Annotated in this window: 14 protein-coding genes and 1 tRNA gene; 9 read left to right on the forward strand and 6 right to left on the reverse strand. The window is 68.9% G+C overall.

Features of this window, described 5'->3' with window-relative positions; genetic code table 11:
- Positions 1-73: 73 nt before the first annotated feature.
- Complete coding sequence (locus ACIOGZ_RS03395; protein ID WP_400473554.1) at positions 74-1,240, reverse strand: C40 family peptidase; 1,167 nt, start codon at positions 1,238-1,240, stop codon at positions 74-76.
- Positions 1,241-1,953: 713 nt separating this feature from the next.
- Here ACIOGZ_RS03395 and ACIOGZ_RS03400 point away from each other — a divergent pair.
- The 7 genes from ACIOGZ_RS03400 to ACIOGZ_RS03430 all read left to right on the forward strand — a co-directional run bounded on the left by ACIOGZ_RS03400 (position 1,954) and on the right by ACIOGZ_RS03430 (position 8,977).
- Positions 1,954-2,727 carry a DNA-methyltransferase gene (locus ACIOGZ_RS03400; protein ID WP_400473555.1) on the forward strand — a complete coding sequence of 258 codons (774 nt, stop codon included), beginning with the start codon at positions 1,954-1,956 and terminating at the stop codon, positions 2,725-2,727.
- A 275-nt stretch (positions 2,728-3,002) separates the two neighbouring features.
- Positions 3,003-3,893 carry a hypothetical protein gene (locus tag ACIOGZ_RS03405; RefSeq protein WP_400473556.1) on the forward strand — a complete coding sequence of 297 codons (891 nt, stop codon included), beginning with the start codon at positions 3,003-3,005 and terminating at the stop codon, positions 3,891-3,893.
- Between the two features lie 139 nt (positions 3,894-4,032).
- Positions 4,033-4,788 (forward strand): DUF317 domain-containing protein, encoded by a 756-nt coding sequence (locus ACIOGZ_RS03410; protein ID WP_400984646.1) that lies wholly within the window; start codon positions 4,033-4,035, stop codon positions 4,786-4,788.
- A 139-nt stretch (positions 4,789-4,927) separates the two neighbouring features.
- Positions 4,928-5,380: a hypothetical protein gene (locus tag ACIOGZ_RS03415; protein WP_400473558.1), complete on the forward strand. Its 453-nt coding sequence runs from the start codon at positions 4,928-4,930 to the stop codon at positions 5,378-5,380.
- Positions 5,381-5,504: 124 nt separating this feature from the next.
- The gene (locus ACIOGZ_RS03420; protein WP_400473559.1) at positions 5,505-6,383 is read left to right on the forward strand and encodes a DUF317 domain-containing protein; all 879 of its coding nucleotides are present in this window, start codon (positions 5,505-5,507) and stop codon (positions 6,381-6,383) included.
- 121 nt (positions 6,384-6,504) lie between these two features.
- On the forward strand, positions 6,505-7,950 hold the full coding sequence (locus tag ACIOGZ_RS03425; protein ID WP_400473560.1) for a DUF317 domain-containing protein: 1,446 nt from the start codon (positions 6,505-6,507) through the stop codon (positions 7,948-7,950).
- 214 nt (positions 7,951-8,164) lie between these two features.
- A complete protein-coding gene (locus tag ACIOGZ_RS03430; RefSeq protein ID WP_400473561.1) occupies positions 8,165-8,977 on the forward strand; it encodes a hypothetical protein in 813 nt (270 codons plus the stop codon).
- Positions 8,978-9,381: 404 nt separating this feature from the next.
- Here the strand turns inward: ACIOGZ_RS03430 and ACIOGZ_RS03435 are convergent, their stop codons facing one another.
- Positions 9,382-10,242: a transporter gene (locus tag ACIOGZ_RS03435; protein ID WP_400984650.1), complete on the reverse strand. Its 861-nt coding sequence runs from the start codon at positions 10,240-10,242 to the stop codon at positions 9,382-9,384.
- A gap of 831 nt (positions 10,243-11,073) precedes the next feature.
- Here ACIOGZ_RS03435 and ACIOGZ_RS03440 point away from each other — a divergent pair.
- On the forward strand, positions 11,074-12,993 hold the full coding sequence (locus tag ACIOGZ_RS03440) for a hypothetical protein (protein ID WP_363629133.1): 1,920 nt from the start codon (positions 11,074-11,076) through the stop codon (positions 12,991-12,993).
- A 101-nt stretch (positions 12,994-13,094) separates the two neighbouring features.
- On the opposite strand, the gene ACIOGZ_RS03445 is transcribed toward ACIOGZ_RS03440, so the two are convergent.
- From ACIOGZ_RS03445 to ACIOGZ_RS03460, 4 genes are all read right to left on the reverse strand, one after another.
- Entirely contained in the window at positions 13,095-14,606 is a 1,512-nt protein-coding gene (locus ACIOGZ_RS03445) for a restriction endonuclease (RefSeq protein ID WP_400984653.1), read from the reverse strand.
- Between the two features lie 177 nt (positions 14,607-14,783).
- A complete protein-coding gene (locus ACIOGZ_RS03450) occupies positions 14,784-14,969 on the reverse strand; it encodes a hypothetical protein (protein WP_363629129.1) in 186 nt (61 codons plus the stop codon).
- A gap of 94 nt (positions 14,970-15,063) precedes the next feature.
- The gene (locus ACIOGZ_RS03455) at positions 15,064-16,311 is read right to left on the reverse strand and encodes a site-specific integrase (RefSeq protein WP_363629127.1); all 1,248 of its coding nucleotides are present in this window, start codon (positions 16,309-16,311) and stop codon (positions 15,064-15,066) included.
- Positions 16,312-16,620 (reverse strand): helix-turn-helix domain-containing protein, encoded by a 309-nt coding sequence (locus tag ACIOGZ_RS03460; RefSeq protein WP_363629125.1) that lies wholly within the window; start codon positions 16,618-16,620, stop codon positions 16,312-16,314. It abuts the gene before it with no gap.
- Positions 16,621-17,019: 399 nt separating this feature from the next.
- On the opposite strand from ACIOGZ_RS03460, the gene ACIOGZ_RS03465 reads away from it, so the two are divergent.
- Positions 17,020-17,110 (forward strand) — tRNA-Lys (locus tag ACIOGZ_RS03465).
- Positions 17,111-17,313: the final 203 nt, after the last annotated feature.

Genomic DNA, 17,313 nt, shown 5'->3' on the forward strand with positions numbered 1-17,313 from the left:
GAGGGGGCGCGGTCCGGCCGCGCGAGGGAGGGGTAGAATGCGCGAAGTGCGCTGAGATCGACGGAAGTTGCCGTCAGGTGGCGACGCGGCGGGCGGCGACGATGCCCGCCTTCCAGGAGTCGAGCGTGGAGATCTTGACCACGTCGCCCGTCTTCGGCGCGTGCACCACGAGGCCCTGGCCGATGAACATGCCCACGTGCTCCGGGCCCTGCGGCCCGGGCTCGATGAACAGCAGGTCGCCGGGGCGCAAGGCGTCCACCGACACGGCGGTGCCCTCGCTGACCTGCGTGTAGGTCGTGCGCGTCAGCGTCACGCCGCCGGCCTTGTAAGACTGCTGCATCAACGAGCTGCAGTCACACCTGGCCATGGGGTCCGGGCCGTGCGCCGCAGTGCAGCTGCCGCCCCACTGGTACGGCGTCCCGAGCTGGCCGAGCGCGAACTTGATCGCGCTCTGCACGGCGGGCGGGGCGTCGGTGGGGATCTGGTAGCCGGCGGGCAGGACGCCGGGCGGGATCGTCCCCCAGTCCGTCCCCGTACCCGCACCGGTTCCGCACCCACCCGAAGCTGGCGACGGTGCGGGGGTCGCGGTCGGAGACGGGGAACCGCCCGAACTCGAACCCCCATTCAGGGACTGGGAGATGGCCTGCTGAAGAGCGGTCGCCAGGTTCTCCCATTTCGCGTACGCGTCCGGATAGCCAGACTTCTGGACCGCCTGCGCGGCCATGGTCAGAGGCAGCTGCTGCCAACCGGCCACGCCCAAAAGGGCCTTGTAGAAACTGGTGGAGGCGTACACGGGGTCCTGGATCTGCGCGGGCGTGCCCCAGCCCTGCGACGGGCGCTGCTGGAAGAGGCCGAGCGAATCGCGGTCCCCGGAGCTCAGGTTGCTAAGTCCGGACTCCTGCAGCGCAGTTGCCAGCGCGATGGTCTGGCCGCGAGCGGGGACTTGCATCGCGATGCCGGTGGCCACGATCGTCCTGGCGTTGGGGATCTGGACACTCGGGGAGTCCAGGCCGGTAACCGAAGCGAATGGTCCTGCAAGCCCGTTCAGAATCTGCTTGACCTGAGCGGCCACGGCGGCCGTGTCCACAGGCTGTGGGCCGGGCCCGGACGTGCACGTGTTGTTGCTGTTGGCCTTGGTGGCTTCGTCGTTGGCGGCCACGGCCAACGCGGGGAACGCTACGGCGAACGGCGTGAGCAGGAGCCCGGCCGCGCCGAGGCCGACCACCTTCTTCAGGCTCATCGCGTCTCCAGAGCGCCACCTCCCGCCGGAGCGGCGGCGGAGGCGTCCGGAGGCCGGGAGCTGGGAATCGGCGTCCGTACGGTGAGGGAGCGGATGATGAGGTCTCCTGTCGGATCATGCGACCGGGCGCGGGGTGAGGGGCCCGCCCTCCGGCGGACGGGCGGGCCGACGAGAGCGGCAGCAAGCCGCGCTCGTAATCTCGAAAAGGGCATGGCTGTCCCCTGGAACGGATAGATGGAATTCGCTTGAGATCGCCGAAGGTACCGAATCGAAGGCTCGCGACCTAAAAAGCGGCGAACGCTCCGCACGGGGATATCCCGGCGACCGGCCCGCAGGACGTTAGCCCCTCTTCGGCTCGCGACCTAAAAAGAACGATGGCCGCTGGGTCGAGCGAGGTGAGCGTCCCGATTGGGCGCCCCACAGTAGGCGAGGTGCGGCTCGCAACCTAAAACGAAGATCGGCGGACCGACGGTCTTTCCCTGGGGCACGGGAAACGATAGGCAGGACGCGGCTCGCAACCTAAAACGATCTTCGCCGGCGGCCAGAGTTGGCCTTTTTAGGTCGCGAGCCGCGCGTGAGCTAGGTTCCTCCTCGCCGCCGGATCCCGCAGTCCAAGGGTCCGCTCCACCCGCTCGACTGCGGCCGAAAAGCCCAGGTCGGATGCGATGCTCCGGCTGCGTTCCCCTTCCCCGACCAGGAGGACAGCCCGCCCCTTGCCCTACGAAATCCACCGAGGCGACGCCCTCACCCGGCTCGCCGCGATCCCCTCGAACTCCGTCGACTGCGTCATCACCGACCCGCCCTACAATTCGGGTGGGCGTACCACGCAGGAAAGGACCGGGCGGACGGCCCGCGCGAAGTACACCTCCGCTGACGCCGCCCACACCCTCGCCGATTTCCCCGGCGAGAACAAGGACCAGAGGAGTTACACGTACTGGCTGAGCCAGCTCCTCGCCGAGTCCTATCGGGCCACTAAGAACGGTGGCGTCGCGCTCGTTTTCACGGATTGGCGCCAACTGGCTGCCACTAGCGATGCCCTGCAGGCCGGCGGCTGGATCTGGCGCGGCGCGCTCGCCTGGTACAAGCCCGCTGCGCGACCGCAAAAGGGTAGGTTCACGCAGAATTGTGAATTCGTCCTGTGGGGCAGCAAGGGCCCGATCGACGGCGACGCCCACCCCGTCTACCTGCCCGGCCTGTACACCGCCTCGCAGCCCCGCAGTGGCCGAGTCCATATCACCCAGAAGCCGGTCTCGGTGATGCGGGAGCTCGTCAAGATCTGTCGCCCGGACGGCACCGTCCTGGACTTCTGCGCGGGCTCCGGTTCGACGGGCGTGGCGGCTCTGCTGGAGGGCCGGCGCTTCATCGGCGTAGAGGTGACTTCGCACTACGCCGAGATCGCCGAGCGCCGCCTCGCCGAAGCCGAGCAGCAGTTCGCTTCGGGCGCGCTCGACCCCGAGGCAGCGGCCTCGGATCCGGACGAAGCCTGATGGCCCGGGCCGGACCGCCGCCCCGCGGCCGGTCCGGCCCACGCGCAGGAGGAGCAACCCTGAGTACTCCTTCTGCCGAGACCGAACCCGAAGGTCGCACTGCAGCCAGAACCGCCGAGGCTCCGGGAAAGGCCGCCGTGCGGCCCCCGGAGCAGGCGCCCGGCCGCTCGCGGCGGCACAACCGCTTGCCGCCAAGGACGCCTTCGCCAGCCCACTGCCCCGGACGGCCGCACTGAGTCGTCCCCCGAAGCGAGAACGCCATCGACACCTACCCCTTGGACGACTTCGACCCGTTCGCCCTGGACGGCCTCGACCCGGCCACTCCGGAGGCGGCGCACGCCGTGTACACGCTCGACTTCCTGCTCGACAACCCGGCCCTGCGGCTGCAACACACCCCGGCGAGTGGCTCCCCGAGGCAGAGTTACTACCTGTTCCAGGACGGGGTCTGCATCGGCCCGGACCTGCCTGCCCCGCAGTTCGTCGCCGCCCACGTCCAGCGCGATCCGATCACCGCTACCTACACCACCGACTACGAGAGCCTGCCGATGATCGCGCTCGCGGAGCGCTGGCTCATCGAACGTGGCGCAGACCCGGACGCCGTCACCTACACCGGGGGCCTGTACGCCCGCCCCGCCAGCCCGGCCACCCGACAGGTCGAGGAACGACTGCGCACACCAGGACGCTACGAGGTCCTCGCCCACTTCACCTACGGCTGGGAACCCTCTCCCTCATGGGTGCTCGCACTGGACCATCACGACTCCGATCCGGACCTGCCTTATCGTGTCTTCCACCAGCACGTCGACGAGGCCATCACCCTTGCCATCGAAACGTTCTGGGCCCGCGGATCCGACGCCACCGACATCGCGCCCGGCCCCGCCTGGTACTCCCTGACCGAGCACGCCTTCGCCACCCTGAAGGAAGTCCAGGAATGGACCCGCACCATCGACGCAGCCTGGGTCGGCCGCGATCCCGGCTACGGCTACGAGGAATCGTTCACCTTCCGCCCCATCCCCACCCACGCCATCTTCGTGCCCAGCGTCGGCTCGCGCGCGCAGGCGGCAGCGACCCGTACACGGGCGGGCGCCACTGCGGACCGCACTGCCCCTGAGCGGACGTCAGCGCCGGCACCGCTGGGGCCTCACCGGGACACCGCTCCCCGACGCTGAACCAGACCCCGCGGACCACCGGGCCACTGCACTCGGCTCCCACCCCGCCCTACCCACTGCACGAGGCCCATGCGCGACGACACCCAGATCGACGTTGCCCCCCCCCGCTACCTGGCCGGCGCCGGAGGCGAACCCGGCGATGCCCTCAACCTGCTCATCAAGAAGCAGAACTGGCCTCACCACACCGACCCCGAGAACGCCAGCCTGTTTCATCTCCAGCCCCTGCCACCGCCTGCGCGTCGCCTTCATCGGCGACTACCTGGACCCGTGGCAACTCGTCGCCAGCAGCGAGCCGATGGGTGCCCCGGACTGGATGGCGCGGTTCGACGGCCGTACCCCGGTCGAGATCGTCGGCGCCTTCCTGGAAACCATCGCCGGAGACCTTGAGGAATACCCGGAGCAGGTGTTCAACCGCCGCAGCTACCTCGTCAAGGACGCCACCCGGCTGGTCGAACAGGCGGGATGGAAACGCGAGTTCACGGCCAACGTGATCCCTCTCACCGCTCCGGACGGCCTCGCCGGACTCGAGGTCCAGCGCGTACCGACGGGCCTGGCCAAGGAGTTCGAGCCCTGCGACGAGACCGTCATGCTCTGGGCCGGTCCGAAGGGCACCCCCGCGTACTGGGAAGCCCACTTCACCAGGGGCACCCCGCTCCACGTGATCGCCGCGGCAACCCGGCCCATGATCACACCCGCGCCGGTCCGGCGGCACCGCGCGGACCTCGCACCGGAAGTCCTGCCTCACTTCACCGGTGCCCGAGGCGAGCACCGGGCCAGTTCGCGCGCCCAAGCTGCGCGTACGGCCTCCCCGGCCGCCCAGGCGGCTGGCGGCGCCGTCGTCGCACCGGCCGCGGCGGTGACCCACGAGCCAGCTGTCTCCCGGCCCGTCCGGTGACCCGCTCCGGACCCGCCAGCCGTACGAGCCTCCCCGCACGGCCGGATGGACGGCAACCGCTCGGCCAGACCCAACGCCGCACCGCCACCAAGGAGACGACATCGTCGATCACGCCGCCATACTGACGACCCTGGCGCCGTTGCCGGACGGCATCACGACCGGTCGTCAACAGCTCGCGCCCCGCGCGGACGTCCTCATCACCGCTGCGCTGGAGCCAGGCGGCATCCGCAGCGACACGTACCGCGGGATTCGCGTCCAGGTGGTGCTGCGCAGCAGCGGAGTGCAACTGGGCTCCAACCTCTTCGACTTCGACGAGCATGCGACGGTGCCCCGGCTGGGATTCGTGCACACCGTGCGCGCTCTGGCCGACATCGACCGCGACGGCGAGCTGAACCCCGAACCGCTCAGGCACGCCGTCGCCCGGTACATCGAGGTGTTCACCGACTCCCCAGCGGCACCAGCTCCCGCCGAGAGCCGAACGGAATCGCGCGTACGCGGTGTTCAGCGCGGCGCTGCCCAGCCTCCGGCGGCGCCCACTGGCCCGTCGACCACCCCCGCGGCCCTGCGGGCAGCCGCAGCGCGCGGCCGGTAGAGGCTGCCGACGGCCGCAGAAAGCACCCCGTCACGTACCTACCTGGAGCACCGATCACCACCCAGCAGAACAACACGGAACCACCCGAGGCCGCGCTGCCCTGGCCGACCGACCGGAGCCGCCGTTGACCACCAACCCCTACTGGGTCAAGAAGGCCAACGACCAGCCGCGGTTGCAGCTGAGCATCACCCCGGCGCTGTACGCCGGCCCCGTCCTGGACAGCGAGCAGGCGATCCGCCCGCTCGTCGACGCCGGCGCCGTACGCCTCGACGACGGCCGCGGCAACCAGTTCATCGTTTCCCACGACGGTCGGATCCGGCTCGGCTTCGAGCCCCAGAACGGGACCGACGCAATGTGGAAGGTCGCCGTGCACGACACTCCGTTCGAGCCGCCGCAGTGGACCGTATGCCTCACCGACCACACGCCCATCGAGATCGTCGAGGCCATCACCACCGACCTAGCCTCCAAGCTGCGCGCCGGCGCCCGGTTGCACGGGTCGGCCGCCGACAGCGAGTGGCGCAGCCTCTTCCAGCCCCCGGAGTGGATCACCACCTGGGACGCCTGGGCGCAGCAGGAGACGGTGGTCTCGGTGCACGCTCCGCAGGACCGGATCGTCGTCGACCCCGGCGGCGGGGCGGGCGACTGGGAGGAAGCCGGCCAGGACGGGTTCTGGACCGTCACCATCGGCGACGAGTACGAGGGCTGGTGCGCGGCAGCCAGCACCTCCACCCCGGACCGGATCCTGCACGCCATCGCCGGTGCGATGCTCGGTTCAGCCACCCGTGACGTCGGTGAACTGAGCGACCTGACGATCGGTGCCGCGGTCATCGGTGCTGCCGAGATGGCCGAACTGCCCTCCAGTCCAACCCCGCTGGACATCCAGCGAGCCCGGGCAGCTCGCACCCGCAGCCCGCTGCCCATCTCACCCGGCGGTGGGAGCGCGCCACCGGCTGCTCCACGGGCAACACCACCTACCCCGAACCACGACGGTCACCGCCGCTGACAGCCTGAGGAGCACCATCGACCCCGACAACACGACCGTCCGAGTCCTTCCCCGACGCCTGGCAGGCCCTGGCGCGTCGAAGACCGTCTGGACGAACCTGACCAAGCGGGGCTGGTGTCCGGTGGACTGGCACCAGTCCGGCGCCGGCCTGGCCAGCCCGTCGTACGACATCCTCCTGGTCGCGGCCGAGCACGACGGCGACACCGCTTGGCAGATCAGCCATCATCCGCTCCTGACCGCACCGCCAACGTGGACGGCCACGTTCACCAGCGGCACACCGGCAGAAATCATCACCGACACCCTCGTCCACCTCACCACCCAGCTCCAGCGCGACCGGCTCGCCGCCGTCGCCGGCCCCACCGACCTGCGCAGCATCTTCGACGCCGTCGAACGCGCCGGCTGGGACACCGTCCTCCTCGGCGACCAGGTCCACGCCGAGAGCCCCGAGCCGGCCGTCGAGTGCATCGACCTGTGGCACCGCGTCGACGGCTCCTGGTACTCCACCCCGGACACCGAGCCCGGCGCGACGACCATTGTCGCCGGCCGAGCAGTCGGCCCGCTGGAGGCCCGCGGTTGGCAAGCGGACTTCTCCCGGCACACCCCCGCACACCTGATCACCGCAACACTCATGGCCGCCACCGCGCCGAAGCCGGCAACGCGGAGGGCCCACCAAATCCCGCGGCCGTACCGCGACGTCGTGTTCACCGTCCCCTCCGCCGGGGACGACAAGAGCACCCCGGCTCACGCCGACATCGACACCGAGGACCCCACCATCGCCGTCGAGCCGCTGCGGGACTGGCGCCACACCGAGGACGAACTCGGCAACATGACCCTGCACAGCCCCTGCGGCCGTGTCAGCGTCGCCCACACACCCGAGCACCGACCCGACCAGCGCTGGACCAGCCCCTGGACCATCACCGCGACCGGCGACGGGCCCCCATGGAGCAGCGGTAAAGAGGACCGCATCTCCTGGACCGCCCGCTTCACCACCCACACCCCGACGCCGGTCGTCGCCGCCGTCACCGCCGCGCTCGCTGGGGCCCTCGAGCGGCTTGACGTCGAAGAGGTCTGGGAAGACTTCGAATCCTCGCCCGAGCCGAGCTTCACCCCGCACCGCCGCTACCGGCCCGATCCGGTCCCCGGAAGCCGAGACCCCGCCCTCGCCCACGCCCAACTCCGCCTGTCGGGCTGGCACAAGAGCGACCTCCCCCATCGGGACAGGTCGAGCACCAGCCCCGCCGGCGTGAAGCTGTGGTCAGTCCTGCGGGGCGAGCCCAGCTCCCTGGACATCGTGCCGCTGGCTGAAGCCTGGACGCTCGACGGAGGCGACCCGCCCGCCCCGTGGAGCGCGACCTTCAGCCCCGACACCCCGACCTTCCTGATCACCGCAGCAGCCCGAGAAGCCGACCGCCTTGCCCAGTCGACACGGACCGGCACCGCACCCCAGCACCACCTGGCCGCCCGCCGCGCAGCCGCCCGATCCGCACCGGCCACCCCGCTGCCCGCCGCGCAGTCAGCCACCGCACCTGCGGCACCGCCCCCAGCCGGTCCCCGGCGGACCCGCTGACCAGCTGGGTCACCAGATCCACCGCTTCCCGGAGCCGACCATCCCCAGCACCAACAGCCGCCCTCGCACCCGGAACCAGCCCGCACCGGCCGACACGAAGCCGGCGAACGGAACCCCCCGTCCAAACGGAGCCGACCTGCACGACACCAGCGCCGACCTGCACACCATCGAGCGGATCGCCCGGGCCGCCGCCTACCCGCAGACCCAACAGATCATGATCCGCGGCCTCCTCGACCGCCCCAGCGGGTACAGCGCCCTCAGCATCGCCGTCGCCCGAGACGACCTCCGCGAAGCCGCCCTCGCCGCCGTCCGCACGCTCGTCGAGCGCGAGATCGACGCCGGCCGACCCTGGACCGGCGAAGCGGCCCGCTGGCTCAGCCGCGCCCACGCTAACTGGCAGACCAGCGCCGCCCTGGCCAGCCACCTCACGTGGTACGCCCGCAGCCGACGCAACAGCGCCCTTGCCCACCTCACTGGCACCAACCATCTCACCCAGCCCGGCACCGACCGCACCCACGCCCAGGCGCTCCGGCACATCCACCTCGCCGGCCTGCGCTTCGACTTCCGGTGCCGCAGCATCCAGCAGCTGCTCAACCAGGCATCGGGAAGCGAGCGAGCGCACTGGGATCCATATACCCGCGCCCTTGCCGCCTTCGCCCTCCTCGGAAGCTCCGCGCGCGATGCTCTCGACGCCATGGACCGCAGCCTCGCCGAAGCCGGTGACAACCCCCAGGTCTGCCACGCCCTGCTCCACGGCCTCTGGCTCGGTGACGGGCTACCCGACCAGGCCGAGCGGATCCTGGAGCTGGCCGCGTGGCCCACCTTCGACGACGGCGACCCGATCATGCTTTTCCGTACCGCCACTGCCTGGCGGATGCTCGGGTGCCGAGCCGAAGCTCTCACGGCGATCGACAGCGCCCTCGAAGCCCTCGGCCCGAACCAGCCCGAGGTGCACGCCGACTTCGTCCGTGAACGCGCCCTGATCACCGCGCTGGCCCGAGAGTCGCAGCACGACCAAGAACACTGACCCCGCTCGACTCGGGCCTGCGCCTGGAGTCCCTACCTCTTGATGCGGAGGACCACTATCGAACAGCCGAACCCCCAGGACCGCCAGCCCACCGCACCGGACCCGCGCGTTGCCAGAGGCGAGGAAGTCCGGACCTACCAGCGCGACCTGAGTCGCTGGGCTGCCCGCCGGGCCCACATCCAGCAGGCCCTCAATCCGCCCCCCGCTGGGCAGGCGAGCGAGCCGCCCGTCACCGCACCACCCTCATCATCCCGCCCGCGCTGGCGCTGACCGCCGCCCTGGTACGCCCGGCACACCACTGAACACCAGGGCCAGCCCCGCGGACCCAGCCCTCCGGGGAGCGGGCCGAACAATGGCGATGGGCCGTACCCCGCAAAGGGGTACGGCCCATCGCCATTGACGGACTACGCCGCAGCGGCGTAGCTCGTCCGAAGCAGTGCCATTGACCGGTCGAGATCCTCCATCGAGCCGATCCGGACCTCCAGTTCGCCCGTGCCGAGGTGCCCGATTCTCCGGACGTCCCTGGTCCAGCCCGGGACCAGCTGGACCGTCGTCGGGTCGACGCGCAGGAAGACGACCAGAACCTGGGCCTGCGCCAGCACCCGGACGCAGGCGCTGTTCCGCCGGCGGCGGTAGGCGACGTAGTGCTGCAGCTCCACCGAGTGCCCCTCGCCCAGGTCGAGCAGACGGGCGTCCAACTCGTCGTACAGCTCCCGTACCTCACCGCCCACCTGCGACAGCACGTCGCTGACCGTCCGGCGCACGGGCGAAGCCATCCGTGTCCGCTCTGACCGGCCAACCGCCAGGGAGCCGCAGCCGCCGGCGATCGACACCGCCAGCTCCAGCGTCACCAGGTCGTCCCCGTAGCGCCGGTAGACCACCATGTCGATCCGATGATGGGACATGCCCGCCGCCACCAGGTCGTAGCGGGTGTACTCCGCCGCGATGCAGACCACCCGCGGGCGGCTCCAGTCAACCCGCTCGGCGGCTTCCGCTCCCAGCCGCCGCTCGACGAGCGCCTCGAACTCTGATCGGTTCTCCACCAGCCACGAGAGGTAGAACAACCCCTGGGCGAGGACCGACTCACTGCTCGTGCGCTTGTACTCGATCAGGACTGGGCTTCCGTCTTCGTCCAGACCGAGGCTGTCGATCCGGCCCCGGTGCACGGGACCGGTGGAGTACTCGGTCGCCAGGAAACGGACACCACCCAGCATCTCCTCCATGTTCGCCTCCACGAGCCGCTGGAGATCACGCTCGAACTCCACGGCCGCACCCTCGACACGGCGAACATCCTCGCCAGCGACTCGAAACACCTGCAGTCCCGCCACGAACCCCCCAGCACACCACCCGCCGGCCCGCCCGGCGATGGACGGGACACCATACATGCCAGAAGTCGGGCAATCTAGACATCATTGCGTTTGTCACATTTTGCCCAGGCGGGAATAGACTGGATCTGGCGTTCCGGCCAGTGGTGCAATCTGATGGGTCCCCGGATATCGTCACGCTGTGTCACTGACGCCTTGTGGGGGGATGGTCTTTCCGTAAGGAGGTGCTTCCCGCTGGGGAGATTGAAGCGGGGCCTCGAAGGGCTGGTTGCTGCGTGTGACCAGAGCTCTGGGACCACTTTGGGACCACATGCCTTGAGCGCTAGTGGACGGCGGTGTTCGGATTTGGACATTCCTGCACATAGTAACCATTGAGCCACTGTCAGCTGGTCCACTCGTGCATGGAGGCGGGTGCGGTGCAATTCGGCGAGTGGTAAGCTGATTTGAGAGCTTGAAGCTGGCGCGCTGGCTTCGCTCGAAGCAGGCAGAGGAAGGGCGCACTTGACTGGGGGTCAAGGGGTCGCAGGTTCAAATCCTGTCGTCCCGACAGTGATGTCGGAAGGCCGTTGGCCGGGAGAAATCCCAGGCCAGCGGCCTTTTGCGTTGGCAGGTTGTTGGTGCCCGCGCTCTCTGCGTCGGGCCTCAGGGGAACTTGCCAGGGACCAGCGAGGGACCACGATGTCGCACGGGTGCTGGCTGGTGTCACGCTGAGGAAGATGAATTGGGTAGAGCTCCGTCGGGGAACGGGGTAGCGCGAGGGGTGGACTGAAGATGATGATCGATTACAACGTCAGCGATCATTGGTCCGCTGACGATCCGGACTGGCTGAAGTCTCTTGTCTCGTCGCTCGACCGTGGCCACGGCGTCAGTACCGTTCTGCCGCTCACCGTGATCGTAGAGGAGATCTTGGAGTGGCTTGAGCTTGCCAGCGGTGTCGATGCTTGGAAGAAAGCCGCCAATCGAACGTCGCTGCGCCGGGACCTCGACGAGTCCGTTGATGCGCTCGGCGCTTCCCTCCGGGCACACATCGTCGCATCGCTCGCACAATTCCAAGCGGCCTTCTTGCAGCTTGACCGTAGCCCCGCGGCGGTTTTGACGCAGCCACCGGGGACCCGCACCGACACCGTATGGACCGACGTTGCCAAGGCTTCGAAGGATCTCCTCGGAGCGCTTGACGCGGACGAAGCAGTTCGCGCCAGCTGGGATGACCTCGTGGCTACGGCGCAAGACCGCACCCTGGTAGGCCGGGAGTACCGTCCGATCGCTGAACTGCTCTTTGACCAGTTGGGCAGGCGCGGCGTCAATGCAAAGATGGCTTTCCGAGACCTTGTCTCGATGGTCGCGTTTGGCCGTGAGCCCCACGACTTCCCCGTCGGTTCGACGAACGTGCCGCTGGAGAAGCGGATCGCGAACGCCCGTACCTATGTTGGCACTCCTGCGGAAGCCCAGTCGATCGTGGTGTGGCTCGGCTACCAGGGCCGGGCTTTCCCGCGTCTCTCCGCTGGGGGCGTGTCCTTCATGGATGCCCATTGGGCGGTGCCCAACGCCGAGCCCGAGGGGCAAGACTTCGAGCACAAGGCAGAGCTGTGGGAACTAGTACGGGGTGGGGGCCGCTTTAAGGTCGCAAAGCTGGTCGACGAGAAGTCTGATGTGGACTTCCTGGTTCGCGTTGACCTTGGCAGGACCACGGCGGCCGGCGCGTTGGACCGTGCTGTTCGCACCGTGAACACCATCCTCAACGTCTCGATCCACAACTCTGGCGGGATCCGCCCACACCTCGTCCAGCACGGGCTCCTGCGCTCCGGTCGGGTCAGCTCATTTGGCTTCCAGGCATCGTCGCGCGAGATGAGCATCCCTGACGATCACTACGGTGCGGACATCACCAGGAGAGCGGTCGAGAAACACGGCCCGCGCATCGCCTTGGCTATGGCTCGTGAAGAGCTTCCCCGATTTCTCGCGGCCGCACTCGAAGTGCAGACCGCAGCCGACCATCCGTTCAGCCGCGACATGATGATGCGCGAGCCTTCCGAGGCAGACATCAGCAGCGTGACCCCTCTCTCGGACCGTGTGGTGCAACACGTGGCAGCGCACGCGGCACTCGCCCCCAACGAGTTGTTCGATCTCCTCGGCGAGCGCTGGCCGCACGCTCGGTGGCTTTCCGACGTGCAGCGAGCCGTTCGTATGTGTCTGCTTGGCGGTGGAGAGCAGGATGAACTGTGCCACGAGCTGACCTGCGAGTTGTTCGCGAGCAATTCATCGAGTCCATGGCTGCTGTTCGTCGCCGACCGTTCTAGTGATCTATTCTCGCTCTGCCGCATCGAGTCCGAGCGTGCCTGGATCAGGCGGATGTTTGAGAGCGTGAGCGACCACGCAGAGTACGTTGCCCTGATTGAGTACTACACCGCCGAAGGCTCCGTGTTGGAGGCCAGGCGTCGCCGTCTCCGGAACGCTTTGGTGCACGGCAATCCCGTGAGCTTCCCGATTGTTGAGTCCGTGCGCGAGTACGCCGAGTTCCTGAGTGGTAGCGCACTCGGCCTCGGCCTCGAGTCCTACGTCGAGGGCACGGAGCCTGCCGCCGCGCTCGCGAAGCGGACTGATGAGTTCAGCGGGATGCAGGCGGGTCAGGACGCTGCCAGCTACTGGCGCGCTCGAATCGTTGCCAACGCTGCACCGAGCGTGTCCTCGCCGTAGGCGCGGGCTTCGGCACAGCGACGCTACCTGGCTGGCTGCCCAGCCGAAGGCGACGGATGGCTGTTGCATCGGCCTGGCCTAGGAGAGGTCCGCGTTCGACTTCACACGAGGTCGGCGGCCTGCCAGCCCGGGGGGACTTTGGGCAGTCCGATCAGGGCGTCGATGTTCAGGTGCTCGGCGAGCAGGGCCTTGAGGTTGCGGCCGTCGATGAGGCGGAGGCGGCCGTTGCGGTGGGCGAAGTCGTAGCTGTCTTTGCCGAACCACGAGGTGGTGACGACGATGCCGTAGCCGGCGTCCTTGTCCTGGATGACCCCGGACATGGCGCGGACGGTGTTCACCGGGACGATGTTCTTGGAGCGTTTGGCCTGGATGGCGAAGATGGTGGATCCGGTCGGGTCGGTCAACGTCGCGACAGCGTCCACGCCGTCGTCGCGGGAGCCCTGGGTGCGCCAGGTCTCGTAGCCCATGGCTTCGAAGAGTTCACGTACCAGGCGTTCGAAGTCGTAGGGGTTCATCTGGAGCAGGTCGGGGCGGCTGTCCAGGGTGGCGACCACGGCGGTGTCGGTGGTGATGCGGTAGCGGGACAGGTCTGCCTCGACGATGGGCGTGACCGGTTCCAGGTCGTGGGGGTGCTTGGAGACGGTGGCGCCGAGCCGGTGGAGGCACTGCTGCGGGTCGCCCCGGGGCTCGTCCAGGACCAGTTCGGCGAAGTCCTTGCGCTCGGCGACAACACTGACGACGCAGGCCCGGATCGCCTGGCCGGTCGCCGTATCGGTGGCGTTGACACGGCCGTTGAGGATGACGGTCTCCACGAACGCGGCCGGTGTTGCGGAGAATGCCTCGTCCAGCGCGCGCAGGGCCAGGCGGGCCACCAGCCGGGCGTAGGCCTCGTTGAGCTCGGCCGACTTGGCGGGTTGGGGGACGACCTCGGCCCGTTGCGCGACGTAGCGGTAGGAGGCCACTGCGGGGACGATCTCGTGGTTGGGCAGCTCGACGTCGACCAGGAGCTGCTGGGCCTCGGGGATGTAGACCGCCTGGGCCGCGGTCCGGCAGTCTGGGGGGACGGGGGAGCGTTGCAGCAGGTCCTTGATCAGCTCCGCGACGCCCTGAGGGCCATCGTGGGCGAACGCTTCTTCGATGTGCGGGTGCCACGCCTCCAGGCCCTCGGGGCGCAGCCGTAGGACTGCTTCCAGTTCCTCGCGGCGCCGGTTGCATTCGGCGGTGCCCTCTTCGGCTTGGGCCTTGAGCTGGGCCGTCTCGGCTTGCCGGGCTTGCCGTTGGGCTTCTTTCTCGGCCTGGGCGTCCGCGCGCTTCTTCGCCTCCTCCTCCCGGCGCCGAGCCGTCTGGCGCTTGGCCAGCTCGGCTTCCACTCGGGCGGCTTCCTTGGCGCGGGCGGCCTCCTCTCGTTGGAGGTGTTTCTCGCCGGCGGCCAGGAGCCGGGCGTGCTCGACGGCGGGGTCTACCTTCCGTTTCCTGGGGCGGGGTTGAGCCGGCGGGGCGGCAGCTTGGCCGATCTTCTGTTGGGCCTCGCCCTGCGCCTGCGCGGCTCGCGCCTGCTGCTTCAAGCGGTACGCCTCGGCGAGGATCTCCGCCACCGTCTTTCGGCGTGCCACCCGGTCCACCCCCTGGTCCACGACAGCGCGGCCCCACACGGGGCCGCGCCGCCTGCGCGATATGCCAGCAGCACTACCCGGTTGGGGCCGCCAGGAATCCGCTGGGCCGCGCCGAGTAGGGGATGAGAAACCGGTACGGGGGCACAACGTGCCGCCGCGGCTGGGGAGATGAAGTGCTCACTCACGCGGGAGCGGAGAAGGGCCTCCGTCGTACATCTCGACCGGGCGGTTGCACAGGTCGCGTACGTCTTCCAGCGGCGCGGCGATTCCAGATGCCTGGAGGCTGCCGTGGATGTTGCGCGCGGTCTGCTCGCGGAGCAGCAACCGGACCCAGGGCGGCGCATCTTCTTCATCGTCTGTCACAGGCCACTTCTACAGCACGGTGGTTGACGATGACGGGCCCGCCATTGCGGGCAACGTGCCAGTGGGGTTCTCCGGCGGATGCCCGTTGGGGCTGCTACTGGACGAGGCGCAGATGGCGCACTGTCGCCTCGGCTGGTGCCGCCGTCGGCGAGGTGTGCCGGTCGGCCGACAGGTGCCTGCTGAGGGTCTGGCCGGCCTTCTCTATGGAGCTCTTGTCCGGGTGGAGGTATCGCTGGGTGGTGGTGATGTGGCCGTGCCCGGCGATCTTTTGGAGGACGTGGATGGGGACGCCGGCGTCGGCGAGCCAGGTGAGGCCGGTGTGCCGGAGGTCGTGTCGGCGCAAGTACTCGTAGCCGAGGCTGACGACGACTTCGTCCCAGTGGGTGGCGTCGCGCAGGATGGCGGTGGTGATGCGGCCGCCGCGTGGTCCGGTGAAGAGGCGGGCCATGGGGTCGTTGCCGACGACGTTCATGCGCCAGTTCACGAGGTCGCGGATCTCTTCGATGATGGGGACGGTGCGGCGCCGCTTGCCCTTGGTGCCTTTGTCGATGAGGCCGCCGGGGCCGGTGGTGGTCTGGCGGCACAGGTCCCAGGTCCAGTCGAAGCGGTTGATGTCCTTGACGCGGACGCCGGAGACTTCGCCGATGCGGGCGGCGGTGCAGGCGGCGAAGCGGACGATGTCGCCCCAGCCGCGGTAGTGGTTGTGGGAGCGTTCGACCAGGGCGTTGGCGAGTTCGTCGAGGGCGTCCCAGTCGGCGAGGGCGAGGGAGCGGGGGTCGTCGAGTTCGTCTTCGGCTTTCTTGTAGAGGCGTTGCCAGCCGCTCATGCGGGAGGGGTTGAAGTCGATGAGGCCGTCGCGGACGGCTTGCTCCATGATGCGCACGAGCGGGGCGAGGCTGTTCTTGACGGAGGAGATGCTGAGTCCGTCGGCGATCCAGGAGTGGAGGGCCCGGTCGGTGATGCCGTTGGTGATGCTGGTGACGGGTATGTGGCCGAGGACTGGGGTGACGCGCAGCTTCCAGCCGGCGGTGTAGGGGTCGAGGGTGGTGGTCTCCAGGCCGCGCATCGCCAGGTCCCAGTTCTCGTCGCCGTATTCGGCGAGGGTCATGGTGAGGGTCTTGGGGGTGATGCCGCGTGCTGCTGCCCGTTGCATGCGGGCGATCCAGGCCTCGGCTTCGGTCTCTGTGGGGACGGAGGAGGAAGCCGACTTGCGGCCGCCGCCGTTGGGGTCCGTCCAGCGCACGCGGGCGCGGTAGCGGAACTGCGGGGTGCGGTCGGGTCGGTGCTCGATGTCGGTGGTGAGGTCGACACCCATGGGGATGAGCGGGGTGTGGTCGGGCATTCAGGGCGCCTCGGATGGGTCGGTGCGCTTCTGGGCGAGCCACAGCTGGGTGTCGGGGATGCTGTAGAGGTAGAGCCGAGGCGCGATCTGGACGAAGGGCGGGCCCTGCGGGGGAGCGGCGGAGCGCCAGCGCCGCAAAGTCGAGGGGTCGACCTTCAGCAGCGCGGCGAGTTCCTCGGTCGAGTACCAGCCGCTGTGCAGGAGGTCGAACTCCGCTGCCGGATCGGCCTTGTACGCGGGGGCTGCGGCGACGGCCGGGGTCGGAACCGAAAGCCGGCTTGCGGCGGGAACGTGGGGTCGGACGTGCATGGTCTCCCTCTGGCGGGGTGGTAGAGCCGCTCGGGCTCGGCCGGGCACGCCCACAGTCACCTGTCTACCTGGACGGGCGGAACAGGGTTTGGCGTGCTGAACGGGGCAGACCGTACGCACGTGTCGTTCTTCGAAGCGCGTCGAGACCCGGCGGGCACGCCGGGCGGAAGGCGACCTGACGTCTGCGACCGCCGAGGAGGGACAGCTACCGCCGGGAGTCTGTGCAGGTCACCCCAGGCTGAGGGGGTGCTTCTCGGCACCGGCCGCCGATGCACGCCGCAAATGGCGTTCTTGCCTGGTGGGTCGCGGCCGGAGCGCCACGCGATGGCCCGGAGTACTCTGAAAGTGACGGCAGACGTGGGACGGCAGCTACGGTCTGTGACGAACGTAAGGAGCCCAGGGCTATCGGCCCCCTACGTCGCGCCGACGCTAACTCAAGAGCTGCGGACTTTTAATCCGTAGGTTCAGGGTTCGAGCCCCTGGTGGCCCACCGAAGAAAGAGCCAGGCCAGACATCAACTGACCTGGCTCTTTCTGCATTTGACGCTTCCTCGCGGTCTGCGCGGGTGCCTTGCTAAGCCTTCATTTTGTCCCCTTTGTCCACGAGCGGGGATGGAGCGGGGATAGAGCCCCCGAAGTGCCCCCTCCGGGCCCCTTCCCACCCACGTCCGTGGGGGTCCAGCAGCCTCCAAGC

Source organism: Kitasatospora sp. NPDC088160 (assembly GCF_044741445.1).
Classification (GTDB): domain Bacteria; phylum Actinomycetota; class Actinomycetes; order Streptomycetales; family Streptomycetaceae; genus Kitasatospora.